Genomic DNA, 13,771 nt, shown 5'->3' on the forward strand with positions numbered 1-13,771 from the left:
ACGCCGTTCAATTCACCCGAAATTCACCCACCACATTTCGCCATTCGCCAGGCGCGATCATCTTGCGATGTGTGAACCGGACCGAGTGCAGCGGCCCCTCAATCTCTCGCTGCCAGAAATCTATGAAATCGAACAGTTTCGGATGATCGGGCGCAAGATCATAATCCTGCCAAATAAAGGTATTCAGAACGTGGATGTAGTCGGGCATGTGATAGAAAAATTCCGCCGTCGTCAGCCCGTATCCCTTGAGCATTAATTCGGTTTCGCTTTGCTCCATGCAGACCTCCAATTTCTTGCAAGGTCTCTTTAGCGTAGCACAGAAATCACCAAATACTTGGATAACAATATGTTACCCCAGTGTTACCGTGGTTTTTCGCTCGAAATGCTCAGCTTGCTTGCACCTTATGTGCCGGGTCTGATAAGATGCACACACAAGATATAGACCCAAGCCAAAGATCGGGCAGTTTACGTGAGCGATACGCCAGAAACCCCAGAAAACATGGATGAAACCCCGCCCGAGCGTCCCGTTTATGACGGCCCGACGGTGTCCATCGAATCCGAGATGCGCACGTCCTATCTGGACTATGCCATGTCGGTCATCGTGTCCCGCGCGATCCCTGATCTGCGCGATGGCTTGAAACCGGTTCACCGGCGCATTCTCTACGCCATGCACGAAACCGGGAACACACATGACAAAGCCTATCGCAAATCGGCGCGTCCGGTGGGCGATGTGATGGGTAAGTACCACCCACACGGCGACAGCGCGATCTATGACGCGCTGGTGCGGATGGCGCAGGATTTCTCGATGTCGCTGCCGCTGCTGGATGGACAGGGCAACTTTGGCTCGATGGACGGCGATAACCCGGCGGCCATGCGTTATACCGAAGTGCGGATGGACAAGCCTGCCGCGTCCCTGCTGGCCGATATCGAAAAAGAAACGGTCGATTTTCAGGACAACTATGACGGCAAAGACAAAGAGCCGACGGTCCTGCCCGCCCGTTTCCCGAACATGCTGGTCAATGGCGCCGGTGGTATCGCCGTGGGCATGGCGACGAACATCCCGCCGCACAACCTTGGCGAAGTCGTCGATGCGACTCTGGCCCTGATCGACGATCCCGACCTGACATCCGAGCAACTGATTGAATACGTCCCCGGCCCCGATTTCCCGACCGGAGGCGTCATGTTGGGACGTTCTGGCGCGCGCAAGGCATATCTGGAAGGTCGTGGCAGCGTCATCATCCGCGCCAAAACCCGCGTCGAAGAAATCCGCAGAGACCGTTATGCCATCGTCGTGGATGAGATTCCCTATCAGGTGAACAAGGCCGCGATGATCGAAAAGATCGCCGAAGCTGTGCGTGAGAAACGCATCGAAGGCGTGGCCCACGTGCAGGACGAATCCGACCGCAACGGCGTGCGGGTTGTCGTGGAACTTAAACGCGATGCGACGCCCGAGGTGGTTCTGAATCAGCTCTATCGCTTCTCTCCTATGCAGACCTCGTTCGGCTGCAACATGCTGGCCCTAAACGGTGGTCGGCCCGAGCAATTGACCCTGCGCCGGTTCCTGACCTCGTTCATCGACTTCCGCGAAGACGTTGTCGCCCGCCGAACTGCATATGACCTGCGCAAAGCGCGCGAGCGTAGCCACATCCTGTGTGGTCTGGCCGTAGCCGTATCGAACGTGGACGAAGTGGTTGCCACCATCCGGTCCTCGGCAGACGCAGCCGAGGCGCGTGAAAAGCTGATGACCCGCCGCTGGCCTGCGGCTGAGATTGAGGGCTATCTGCGCCTGATCGACGATCCTCTGTCCAAGATGAACGACGACGGCACCTATAACCTGACCGAAGTTCAGGCCCGTGCGATCCTTGAACTGCGCCTACAGCGCCTAACCCAACTGGGCGTCAAGGAGGTCACGGACGAGCTGGAGCAGCTGGCCGCCAAGATCAAGGAATACCTGGATATTCTGTCCTCTCGCGAACGCATCATGTCGATCATCGGCGATGAGCTGCGCGAAGTTCGCGACCAGTTCGCCGTACCCCGTCGCACCGAGATCGTCGACTGGTCCGGCGACATGGAAGACGAAGACCTGATCGAGCGTGAAGACATGGTCGTGACCGTCACTTCGGGCGGCTACATCAAGCGCACGCCGCTGGCCGATTTCCGCGCACAAAAGCGTGGCGGCAAGGGCTTGTCGGGGATGCAGACCAAGGAAGAAGACGTCGTCACCAACCTCTTTGTGGCGAACACGCATACGCAACTGCTGTTCTTCACCACCGAAGGGATGGTCTACAAGCTCAAGACCTGGCGTCTACCGCAGTCCAGCCGAACCGGTAAGGGTAAGGCCATCGTCAACATCCTGCCGATCCCCACGGGCGTCTCTATTGCCGCGATTATGCCCGTCGATGTGCCGGATGAGGAATGGGAAAACCTGCAAATCGTCTTCGCCACCAGTGCGGGCGACGTGCGGCGGAACCGTTTGTCAGATTTCACCAATGTGCGCCGCAACGGTAAGATTGCGATGAAACTGCCAGAGGGTGTTGAGCTGGTAAACGCCCGTATTTGTTCCGAGGACGAAGACGTGATGCTGGTCACCAATTCGGGCCGTGCGATCCGCTTCCGCACCACCGATGTCCGCGTCTTTAACTCGCGCGAGTCGACCGGTGTGCGTGGCATCAGGCTGACCAACGGCGACCGAGTTGTCTCGATGTCCGTCATCCGCCATTTCGAGGCCGGTCCGGACGAGCGCGCCGCCTACCTCAAGATGCGCCGCCTGATGGCTGGCGTCACGGATGAGACCGAAGCGGATGAGGACGAAGGTAACGCAGACAGTGTGCTGCCCCAGGAACGCTATGCCGAGATGTCGGCGGCCGAAAACCTGATCCTGACCATTACCACAGGCGGCGCGGGTAAGCTGAGTTCCAGCCACGACTACCCGGTGCGCGGGCGTGGCGGTATGGGCGTCGCAGCCATGGACAAGGCCATGCGCGGCGGCGAACTTGTGGCCTCGTTCCCGGTAGAGATTGACGACCAGATCATGTTGGCGACGTCCAAAGGCCAGTCGATCCGTGTTCCGGTTGACGGCATCTCATTCCGATCACGCAGCGCGGGCGGGGTGAAAGTCTTTAACACCGGTAAGGGCGAAGAGGTTGTGAGCGTCGCCTGGATTGCCGATCAAGGCGACGAAGACACGGCAGAATAGCCTTCTGACACTCAAGTCCCCCGCAGTACAAGTTGCGGGGGATTTTTTTTGGGCTCACCGTTGGCCGCACCATACTCCCTTTACCACGCAACTGGCTCTCACTTTTTTCAGTTAGACGGAACGCGTATACAACCCTTTGAAAGTCAAACAGATAGAAGTCAAAATGATTACTTTCCCAAATTCTTTCCGATCTTTGTTCCACGCTTTGATGCTGTTCACGGCCGCCCCAACATTCGCGGCGGAACTGTTTGTTATGCCCGGCAGCAGTGCAATGTACTCGTCGGAATACGCCCAATTTGCACCTGACCGAACTCTTGACGAGAAATACGAGCAATGTGACCTGCTTCTGACCGGAGGTATCGTTCGCGGTGACCTTCAGCGCTTTCATCAGCTTTATGACTACTGGGACGACGACGAAGGCGGTTCGTACACAACGTTCATAGAAGACGCCACGCTTTGCCTTTCAAGCCCCGGCGGGGATCTGTACGAAGCCCTCCGAATTGCGAGTTTCTTCCGCTATATCGACGCCGATTTGCATACAACCGTTCTCAGCGAAGACCTGTGTGCGTCTGCCTGTTCCATCCTGTTTCTTGCCGGTGCTGATTTCTTTGAAGGCGAAAGCTATTCGACTTTCGCCACCCGTGCGATTCAACCCGGTGCCCAGCTTGGAGTTCACGCCCCCCGCATCGAACTGGGCGGAGAAGGCCCATACTCCAAACATGACGTCGAAAGCGCGTATTCTTCAGCGATCATTAGTTCGGCAAAGATTTTTGAGTTTTCTCAAGAGCTTGACGTCGAGGGGCGGGCCTATATGAACCCGTACCTGTATCAGCGTACACTCAGCACTCCTCCGCAAGACATGTACTATATCGACACTGTGGGCGATGCGATTCTTGGCGATGTCCCGGTGTCAGGCGTCAAACTGCACGCCACGTTGAACGAGACCCTGATCGACACCATTTGCGACAATGCATTCATGCTGGACGACGGTCTGTTTGACTGGGCCTTTGGTCCGACCTGGAAACGCCATCCGCTTGCATCGGCCAAAGAGATCGCTTGGGACTTCTACGACATGCTTGACGATGTTGAGACACAGGAATGGGACCCCGATCCCGACTACCGCACAAACACGAAGGTCGAACAGGTAAACCATACCGCCTATGGCTTCAAACGCGGCTATCAGGTGAGCGGACCATACTACGCCCAGGATTGCCTGGTTCGTATCGACACGTCCAGCAATGTTGGCGATGATGTTTATCTGGCCAACCACGAAGACATCTGGTCCGCCAATTTCGACAGCCCCAAAATTCAGATTATGGTTGCCGAGCAATTCCCTCATGGTTTTGCAGACAGCGACGAAGACTACGTCGCACGCCCTTCTACGTATTGGGAAGCCGAGGCCATATCAGAAGAAGCGCAAATCCGGGAATACTCGGCATTGATGGCCTTTCCTTTTGAGATGCCATTGGCAGAATTGCCGCGCCAAGCCCCCAAGCCGGAACAACCACCTGAACGATCACTTCACGACTTTGACTGTGACGAATTGTGGTATGCCAGAAACTACCTGTTTCACATCAACGGGTATTGCTTTGGCTCCGACCGCGGCAAGAGCGTTTTCAGCAACGACGAATGCTTTACCAAGTCACCGGAACTGGACGATGTGGAACAGACCCTCATGAAGGTCATAAAAGCCCGCGAAAAAGAGCTGTCCTGCAACTGATCCTCTAGCTAAGAAGGCGGATTGCGGCCAAAGACGGCTGCGGTCACAGCCCGTAAAGACCGCCGAACTTGCTTTCGAGATAGTCCAGCAGAGGATCTGCGCTGGGCTCTATCCCACTTGCCCTGCGAATGACTTCACGTGGGGCGAACAACCCTCCGTGACGCTGTACGGTATCCCTCAGCCACCCAGTCGCCCCGCTTGTGTCGCCCTGCGCAAGCTGCGTGTCCAGGCTGGGGACAGACGTTTGCAGCGCTTGATACAGACATCCTGCATAGACGTTGCCCAAAGAATAGGTCGGGAAATACCCAAACAGCCCAACTGACCAGTGCACGTCCTGCAAACATCCGTTGGAAGGCTTATCGACTGCGTACCCGAAATCAGCCTTGAAACGGTCGTTCCACGCAGTTTCAAGGTCTTCGACCTGCAGATCACCTGACATCAGGGCGCGCTCAAGATCGAACCGCAGCATGATATGCAGGTTGTACTGAACCTCATCCGCTTCGGTCCTGATATAGCCGTTGTGCACACCGTTCACGGTGGCATAGAAGGTGCCCTCGTCCGCGATCCCGAAGTCGCCAAAGGCTTCTGTCATCTGACGGAATAGCCACCCGGTAAAGGCACGCGAACGCCCAATCTGGTTCTCGTAGATCCGGCTTTGGCTTTCATGAACACCCATCGAAACACCGCTTCCAAGCGGGGTCAGCGCATAGGCTTGGTTGATGCCCTGTTCATAGGCCGCGTGACCGACCTCGTGAATCGTCGAATAGAAACAGTTGAACGGGTCTGTCAGACTGGTACGGGTGGTGATCCGAACGTCCAGCCCACTACCCGAGCTGAATGGGTGAACGGCCTTGTCCACTCGACCTGTGTTCAGGTCATAGCCGAAGGTGGTGGCCAATTTCTGAGACAGCCGCATTTGCGTTAGCTCATCAAACGTGCCCCTCAGCGTCTGAGCAGCAGGTTTGTCCAGCACCGCCGAACGCAGAGCGACCAGTCTTGGCCGCATCTGATCGAAAATCTCGGCGATTTGCGCTCCGGTCGTGTACGGCTCGTAATCCTCGACCATCGCGTCATAAACATCGCCACCCTGCGCCAGCGCCTCGCCTTCTTCGCGCTTCAGGGCGACGACCTCTTTCAGCACAGGCAGAAAGGCTGCCACATCCTCGTCCGCACGCGCCTGCGCCCACGTACCCTGCGCGGCCGAGGTTACGCGAGCGATGGCTTTGGCCAGATCAGCAGGCACCTTGATCGTGCGCTCATAAGATCGGCGGATTTCGCGCAGCTGCGCCTTGCCGACCTCATCCTGCGGATCGGCTTGCTCTAACCATTCGGCCACGCGCGGATCCGAGCGACGGGCATGTAGAACAGCCTCAATCGCGGCCATTTCCTCGGCCCGTTGCGGGGCGGCCCCGCGCGGCATCACCGTTTCCTGATCCCAACCCAGCCGCCCGGCAATCTGCCCCAGCGCCGAGGTTTCGCGTTGAAAAGCCATCAGGTCGTCAAAAGCGGTCATGTCACGCTCCGCGGATCGAGGTTGCGATTGGATAGGCGGTCAGGAACCGCGCGCGCAGGATCAGAGTCCAGACGACAACGGCCATGAACTGATGGAAAATCGCGATCTGCCACGGAGCGGCATAGACCACGGTCGCGATCCCGATCACCACTTGTAGCAACAGTGCGGCGAAGGCTGCGTTAAAGGCGAAACGGGTTTGCGGATGCGCACTGCTACCGCCGCGCCGCCAGACAATGACGCCAAAGATCAGCAGCAAATAGCCCGCACAGCGATGGATGAACTGCACCAGACCGGGGCTTTCAAAAAAGTTGCGCCACATCGGTTCAAGCATCGTGGCATCAGGCGGCAAAATCTGCCCGCCAATCAGCGGCCAGTCGGTAAAGGACCGCCCGGCGTCGATCCCGGCTACCAAAGCGCCGAACAGAATTTGCAGGAACGCAAAGTGCATCAGGCCGGTCGAAAGAGAGAACAGCTTCGCCTCTTTCGCACGTCGGGCCTGCATCAGGTCGCGTTCCTCGCGGCCCAGCTCGAAAATGTACCAGGCCAGAAAGCCAAGGATCACAAAAGCTAGGCCCAGGTGCACCGCAAGGCGATAGCTGGCAACGGCGGTCATCCCCTCTCCCTGCGTCACGCCCGAGGCGACCATCCACCAGCCAACGGCCCCTTGCACGCCGCCCAGTACGCCGGGGATCAGCAGCTTAACGGTCCAACCGGTCGGAATTTTCCGCGCCACAAGGAAACCGAAGAACCCGATCGCCCAGACCAGACCGATCACGCGGCCCAGCTGACGATGGCCCCACTCCCACCAATAGATGAATTTGAAATCATCCAAATCCATCCATTGATTCTGAATGCGCCACTGGTCGATCTGTTGGTATTTGTCGAACTCGGATTGCCAGTCGGCCTCGGTCATCGGTGGGATGGCCCCAGTAATGGGCCGCCATTCGGTGATCGACAAGCCGCTATCGGTCAGGCGCGTCAGCCCACCCACGGCGATCATGATCACGACCAGCGCAAACAGCACCATCAGCCACGCCCGGATCGCCTTGCGCGCACCACCGCGGCCGCGGTCGATCATACCGGGCTGAACCGCTTCTTGTTTCTCGTCGCCCGAGACCTCTTGGAAGATGCTGCGCTTGCCGCTCATGCTGTCCTCATGTCCTTGTTTCGTCGCAAGCTAGGGTGAAGCGGAAGAGAGGTCCAGCCTCAGCCCTTTTCCTTCCAGCGGACCATCTGACGCATGATCCCGTGCAACATCTGCACATCCGCCCGCGTCATCCGCATCCGCGACCACAGGTTGCGCAGGTTGGTCTTCATCCCCTCGGCCTTTTCGGGAGGGTAAAAGAACCCCGCCTCGTCCAGCCGATCCTCATAATGTTCAACCAGTTTTTCGACCTCGATACCCGTGGCCCAGTCGCCCTTGCCCAGATCGGTGGCCTCATGCACCACATCCGCGCTTTGGCGCATCCATTCATAGGCGGTCAGCAACACGCATTGCCCAAGGTTGAGCGAGGCATATTCCGGGTTCACCGGCACCGAGATAATCGCATTGGCCTTGGCGATATCCTCATTCTCCAGCCCCGCGCGTTCTGGACCGAAAAGCACGGCGACCTTTTCGCCTGCCGCGACTTTCTCGGCTGCAATCTGCATGGCACGTTCGGGACTGTAGACCGGCTTGGTCAGGCCGCGCTGCCGTGCGGTTGTGGCAAAGACAAAAGTGCTATCAGCCAGCGATCCGGCAAGATCGTCGAACAACTGGGCCTCATCCAGCAACCGCCCCGCCCCGCTGGACATGGCCACCGCCTTTGGGTTCGGCCAACCGTCGCGCGGGGCCACGATCCGCATCCGGTCCAGCCCGAAATTCCACATCGCGCGCGCGGCGGCTCCGATATTCTCACCCATCTGAGGGCGCACGAGCACAAATGAAGGCTGGGGCTGATCGCTGGGCATGGCTATCTCCGAAAAACTCCGGCCTGCTCTAATCCCCCCGCCTGATTAGGGCAAGCCGCCCCTGCTTCTTCTGTTCCCAAATACTTCCGCCGGAGGCATAAAAGTTTGCTTCCCCCGCTCAATCCGCTAAACCGCGCCGAGAACTGGAAACCGAAGGACGCGCCATGGACACCCCCGAGCAGCCGCAGATTTACCTGATTACGCCTCCGACCATTGCGCTCAGTACATTTCCCGAACAGTTGGGTCGCGTGCTGGACAGCGCCGAGATCGCCTGTATCCGCTTGGCTCTGGCAGGAAATGACGAAGACACCATCGCCCGCACTGCTGACGCCTGCCGCGAAGTCGCCCATGCGCGCGACGTGGCCATCGTGATCTCGAACCATGTCCTGCTGGCGCAACGGCTGGGCTTGGACGGGGTGCATCTGGATGACGGCTCGCGCTCGGTTCGCGCTGTGCGCAAAGAATTGGGTGCGGATGCCATCGTCGGCAGCTTTTGTTCGGCCTCAAGCCACGACGGTATGACCGCCGGTGAAAACGGCGCGGATTACGTGGCTTTCGGCCCGGTTGGTACATCAACTTTGGGCGACGGCACCATCGCCGAAAAAGACCTGTTCCAGTGGTGGTCCGAAATGATCGAGGTGCCGGTTGTCGCCGAAGGCGGCCTGACGCCCGAGCTGATCCGCGACCTCGCCCCCCATACCGATTTCTTTGGCATCGGCGACGAAATCTGGTCACAGGACGATCCGGTTGCCGCTCTGAAAGCGCTCACTGACGCGATGTGAGCGTTAACCCTTGCACCGGCGCTGACGCTGCGGCATGACACGGGCATGACTCAGAACAGCAACATCCTGTGTATTGGCTCGGTCCTGTGGGACGTGATAGGACGCTCGGCCAGCGCCATGCGGCAGGGATCGGACGTGCCGGGGCGGATCACCCGCCTGCCCGGTGGCGTGGCCATGAATATCGCCATGACGCTGGTGCGGTTCGGCATGACGCCAACGCTGCTGACCGCCATTGGCCGCGACCCCGAAGGGGATGAGCTGGTCAATTCCTGCGCCCGATTGGGGATGGTGACAGATCACGTCTATCGCTCGCAAGACTTGCCGACCGACCGTTACATGGCTGTTGAAGGCGCAAACGGACTGATCGCCGCCATCGCCGACGCCCATTCGCTTGAGGCAGCGGGGGCCAAAATCCTGCGCCCGCTGATGCACGGACCTTTGGGCTATGAGAATACACCGTTTGAAGGTCCGATTGCGCTGGACGGCAACCTGACGCTGGCGCTTTTGGAGGAAATCGCCCAAAGCCCGGCCTTCGCCAAGGCCGATCTGCGCGTGGCCCCGGCCTCACCCGGAAAGGCCGAGCGCTTGCTGCCCTTCCTCAAACACGCCCGCGCGACGCTTTACGTTAACCTCGAAGAGGCCGGCATCCTGTGCCAGCGCGAATTCACCGATTCCGAATCCGCCGCCAAGGGTCTGCTGGACCGTGGCGCGCTGCGGGTGCTTGTCACGGATGGCGGTAGCTCTGCCACCGTCGGCACCGCAGATGAAATCCTGACCCAAACACCCCCGTCCGTTCTGGTCACCCGTGTGACTGGCGCGGGTGACACATTCATGGCGGCCCATATCGCCTCAGAATCCGGCGGAGCAACCAGCGACGAGGCTTTGACCCGCGCCCTGCACGCCGCCGCAACCTACGTTTCCGGAGAAACCCCACTGTGATCGACATTCACTACTCAGCCGAAGTGCGCGCCGCCAAAGACGCAGGCCAGCCCATCGTTGCGCTGGAAAGCACCATTATCACCCACGGGATGCCCTACCCTCAGAATATCGAGGTTGCCGCGCAGGTCGAACAGGACATCCGAGACGCTGGCGCGGTGCCCGCGACAATGGCGGTTATCAAGGGCACGCTGCATGTCGGGCTTGAGGCAGACGAGCTCACGTCTCTGGGGCAGGCTCAGAAAGTTGCCAAGCTGTCCCGTGCGGACATGGCCGCGTGTATGGCCACAGGCGGCACAGGCGCAACAACGGTTGCCGCCACCATGATCGCGGCCCGCTACGCCGGGATCGAGGTCTTCGCGACCGGAGGTATTGGCGGTGTCCATCAGGGGGCCGAGACGTCCTTTGACATCTCTGCCGACCTTCACGAACTTGCGCAATCGCCCGTAACCGTTGTGGCCGCAGGCGCAAAGGCGATTCTGGACCTGGCCAAAACGCTGGAAGTCTTGGAAACGCTGGGGGTTCCGGTCATTGCCTATGGCCAGGATGAATTCCCCGCCTTCTGGTCCGCGAAGTCCCAATTCGACGCCCCTTTGCGTATGAACAGCCCGGATGACATTGCGAAGTCCCACGCGACCCGGCGCGCGCTCGGTCTGCCCGGTGGCCAGCTTGTCGCCAACCCCATCCCGGCTGAGGATCAAATCCCCGCCGAAGAGCTGGCCCCCATCATTGCCTCGGCTCAGGCTGACGCTGACGCGCATAGGATCTCAGGCAAAGGCGTCACGCCCTACCTGCTGCAACGGATCTATGAGCAAACCGAAGGCCGGTCGCTAACAGCCAACATCGCACTGGTGCGTAACAACGCGCGACTGGCGGCCGGGATAGCGCGCGCGCTGTCAGAACGAAGCGAATGACATAACCCTATTGTACCAAGACCCCGGACTGCTTAACTAATTCGGCAAACCACTCAGGACCGCAATGAACACACCGTTTGATGAAGAACCGCACCGCCGCCCGGGACTTTTCTCCCGTCTGCGCGCCTCTTTTCTGACGGGCATTGTAGTCATTGCGCCGGTTTGGCTGACGATATGGTTGATCTGGTCGGTTGTTGGCTGGATCGACAGCGCGGTTCTGCCCCTGATCCCACAGCGGTTTCAGCCTGAAGAATACGTAGGCATCAACCTGCGCGGCGTCGGTGTCGTCATTTTCCTGATCTTTACCGTGATCGTGGGCTGGATCGCCAAGGGGATTTTGGGACGCTCACTGATCCATTTCGCCGAAAGCCTAGTGAACCGGATGCCGGTTGTTCGTTCGGTCTATTCCGGGATCAAACAGATTTCGGAAACCGTATTTGCCCAGACCGAGCGATCCTTCGAGAAAGCCTGCCTGATCCAGTACCCCCGCCGGGGAATCTGGGCTATCGGTTTTGTCTCGACCACTGCGAAGGGCGAGGTCACACTGCACGCAGAAACCGCGGGCGAGCTTTTGAGTGTGTTCGTTCCAACGACACCAAACCCGACATCGGGCTTTTTGCTGTTCTTCCCAGCCGAAGATGTGATCCTTCTGGATATGTCGATTGAAGACGCGGCCAAATTGGTGATTTCCGCAGGGCTTGTTTACCCCAACGAAAAAGACCCGACGCAGCCGCCTGAGTGATCAGCCGAACATCTCGGGCAGATTGACCGTGCTGCGTGACCCAAGATCGTTCTTATGGTTCGCCAGAAACCGATCTGCGGCCCTGCGCCCTGCATCCTTGAGCTTGTGCAAAATCACCGGGTTTGGCACCGTCTTGGTCGCCACCGACAGGTCATTCATCAACGCGTCATCCGCGATCATGTGAACCAGTACGCGGCTCATCTCTCCGGCCGAAAGTTTGCCGTCCGCCAATAGCCGCTGAACAAAGCTGATAGCGCGCAGTTCCCGAAACAAGGACGAGTTGAAGCTGATCTCATTGATACGGTTCTGAATCTGCTGGGGGGTTCGCGGAACCTCGTCCCGCTCCAGCGGGTTGATATTTACGATCACCACATCGTCGGGCAGGTCTCCGTTGAACAAGGGATACAGCGCCGGATTGCCAGTATATCCACCGTCCCAATAGGCCTCGGTCCGGCCGGATTTCGGATCGAAAATCTCGACCGCCTGAAACAGGTTCGGCAAACAGGCCGAGGCCAGAATAGCATCCGTCGAAACCTCGTGCCCGGTAAAAACCCGTATCTTTCCGCTGCGCACACAGGTCGCGCAAACAAAAAGCTGCGGCCCTTGATCAGCGCAAATCTCGTCGAAATTGAATCGGTCCACCACGGGCTCAAGCGGATTGCGGTAGAATGGGCCATAGGCGTAGGGCGAAACCAACCTTGACCAAGTATCGCCAACGGAAAACGGCAGCGAATATTCCATCGCCTGCGCGATCTGCGCAGGTTCCAACGACTGCATCCAATTGGCGAGACGCATATCCCCAACTGCGCCCATCCGGGACCACAAGCCGTTCAGACTTCCCCGCGCCCCGTCGCGCCCGTCGCGTACCATGCCGGACTTGAACGCCGCCCCGTTCAACGCCCCGGCCGAGGTTCCGGTGATCGCAGCGACCTCGATATCTTCTTCATCCAGAAACCGATCCAGCACACCCCAGGTAAACGCCCCATGCGCACCACCGCCTTGCAGAGCCAGATTGATCCTTTTCACGACCCCACCCCTTCTTCTGTTTAAAAATACTTCGGGGGTGTGGGGGCAGCGCCCCCACGTAATCTCACAAAGCGGTCCAGCCGCCATCAACGGAAATCGTCGTTCCCGTGATCTGCGCCGCCGCGTCCGAGCACAGGAACACCGTCGTGCCCCCCAGTTGCTCGACCGTTGCAAATTCTTTCGACGGCTGCCGCTCTAGCAGGACGTTCTTCACGACGTCCTCACGGCTCATGTTATATTCCTTCATCGTGTTCGGAATCTGAGCGTCAACCAATGGCGTCAGTACATAGCCCGGACAAATCGCGTTGCAGGTGATCGGCTCCTGCGCAGTCTCAAGCGCAGCAGTCTTGGTCATCCCCACCACCCCATGTTTGGCCGCGATATAAGCCGCCTTGTAGGGTGAGGCAGTCAGGCCATGCGCCGACGCGATATTGACCACGCGCCCCCATCCAGCCTTGCGCATCATCGGCAGCGCTGCAGCGGTCGTGTGAAAGGCCGAGCTCATGTTGATCGCAATGATTGCGTCCCACTTGTCGACCGGAAACAGGTCGATCGGAGAGACATGCTGAATACCCGCATTGTTGACCAGGATATCGCAGGCCCCCGCTTGTTCAATCAGGGCGCGACACTCCTCCCCTTTGGACATATCCGCCTTGATGTAGCGCGCGTTGGTGCCGGTCTCTTGCGAGATTTCAGCGGCTAGGGCGTGATCTTCATCCAGATCAGTGAAAGAGTTCAAAACCACGTCCGCCCCAGCCTTGGCCAGTTCGCGCGCTACACCGAGTCCGATCCCCGAGTTTGACCCCGTTATGACTGCCGTTTTTCCTGCAAGGCTCATGGCCACTCTCCCTCAGACTCCATGTTGGCCACACAGTGCCATGCTGCACATGCAAAGAAAACGGGGAATGAACCAAGCGGCTCGCTTAAAGAACCAGCACAAAAAAAAACGCCCGCACGAAGCGGGCGTTAAGTTATTGAGGCAGGTTTCATAC

Annotated in this window: 12 protein-coding genes; 6 read left to right on the plus strand and 6 right to left on the minus strand. The window is 58.7% G+C overall.

Annotation, left to right across the window (positions count from 1 at the left end; translation table 11 throughout):
- Positions 1-7: 7 nt before the first annotated feature.
- Positions 8-277, minus strand: a complete 270-nt coding sequence (locus ACR0LH_RS01645; protein ID WP_170481731.1) for an usg protein — start codon at positions 275-277, stop codon at positions 8-10.
- 192 nt (positions 278-469) lie between these two features.
- Here ACR0LH_RS01645 and gyrA point away from each other — a divergent pair, with 192 nt between their 5' ends.
- Both gyrA and ACR0LH_RS01655 read left to right on the plus strand, forming a co-directional pair.
- A complete protein-coding gene (gene gyrA / locus ACR0LH_RS01650; RefSeq protein ID WP_480719388.1) occupies positions 470-3,196 on the plus strand; it encodes a DNA gyrase subunit A in 2,727 nt (908 codons plus the stop codon).
- 163 nt (positions 3,197-3,359) lie between these two features.
- Entirely contained in the window at positions 3,360-4,916 is a 1,557-nt protein-coding gene (locus tag ACR0LH_RS01655) for a YARHG domain-containing protein (RefSeq protein WP_480719389.1), read from the plus strand.
- Positions 4,917-4,959: 43 nt separating this feature from the next.
- Here the strand turns inward: ACR0LH_RS01655 and ACR0LH_RS01660 are convergent, their stop codons facing one another.
- Genes ACR0LH_RS01660 through ACR0LH_RS01670 form a run of 3 tightly spaced genes read right to left on the minus strand, consistent with a single transcriptional unit; the run spans position 4,960 to position 8,379 of the window.
- Entirely contained in the window at positions 4,960-6,429 is a 1,470-nt protein-coding gene (locus tag ACR0LH_RS01660) for a carboxypeptidase M32 (RefSeq protein ID WP_480719391.1), read from the minus strand.
- A gap of 1 nt (position 6,430) precedes the next feature.
- Complete coding sequence (gene ctaA / locus ACR0LH_RS01665) at positions 6,431-7,576, minus strand: heme A synthase (protein WP_480719393.1); 1,146 nt, start codon at positions 7,574-7,576, stop codon at positions 6,431-6,433.
- 59 nt (positions 7,577-7,635) lie between these two features.
- A complete protein-coding gene (locus ACR0LH_RS01670; RefSeq protein WP_170413413.1) occupies positions 7,636-8,379 on the minus strand; it encodes an RNA methyltransferase in 744 nt (247 codons plus the stop codon).
- A gap of 164 nt (positions 8,380-8,543) precedes the next feature.
- Between ACR0LH_RS01670 and ACR0LH_RS01675 the strand changes: the two genes are divergently transcribed.
- The 4 genes from ACR0LH_RS01675 to ACR0LH_RS01690 all read left to right on the plus strand — a co-directional run bounded on the left by ACR0LH_RS01675 (position 8,544) and on the right by ACR0LH_RS01690 (position 11,753).
- Positions 8,544-9,161, plus strand: a complete 618-nt coding sequence (locus ACR0LH_RS01675) for a thiamine phosphate synthase (protein WP_170776521.1) — start codon at positions 8,544-8,546, stop codon at positions 9,159-9,161.
- A gap of 45 nt (positions 9,162-9,206) precedes the next feature.
- Complete coding sequence (locus tag ACR0LH_RS01680; protein WP_170481716.1) at positions 9,207-10,100, plus strand: PfkB family carbohydrate kinase; 894 nt, start codon at positions 9,207-9,209, stop codon at positions 10,098-10,100.
- Positions 10,097-11,011, plus strand: coding sequence for a pseudouridine-5'-phosphate glycosidase (locus ACR0LH_RS01685; protein WP_480719395.1), 915 nt, complete (start codon positions 10,097-10,099; stop codon positions 11,009-11,011). Before ACR0LH_RS01680 ends, ACR0LH_RS01685 begins: the two co-directional genes overlap by 4 nt.
- Before the next feature lie 64 nt (positions 11,012-11,075).
- A complete protein-coding gene (locus tag ACR0LH_RS01690; protein WP_170383071.1) occupies positions 11,076-11,753 on the plus strand; it encodes a DUF502 domain-containing protein in 678 nt (225 codons plus the stop codon).
- On the opposite strand, the gene ACR0LH_RS01695 is transcribed toward ACR0LH_RS01690, so the two are convergent.
- On the minus strand, positions 11,754-12,779 hold the full coding sequence (locus ACR0LH_RS01695) for a patatin-like phospholipase family protein (protein WP_480719397.1): 1,026 nt from the start codon (positions 12,777-12,779) through the stop codon (positions 11,754-11,756). It lies immediately after the preceding gene.
- A gap of 64 nt (positions 12,780-12,843) precedes the next feature.
- Complete coding sequence (locus ACR0LH_RS01700; protein ID WP_480719398.1) at positions 12,844-13,617, minus strand: 3-hydroxybutyrate dehydrogenase; 774 nt, start codon at positions 13,615-13,617, stop codon at positions 12,844-12,846.
- Between the last annotated feature and the right edge of the window lie 154 nt (positions 13,618-13,771).

Source organism: Ruegeria sp. CL6 (genome assembly GCF_056536465.1).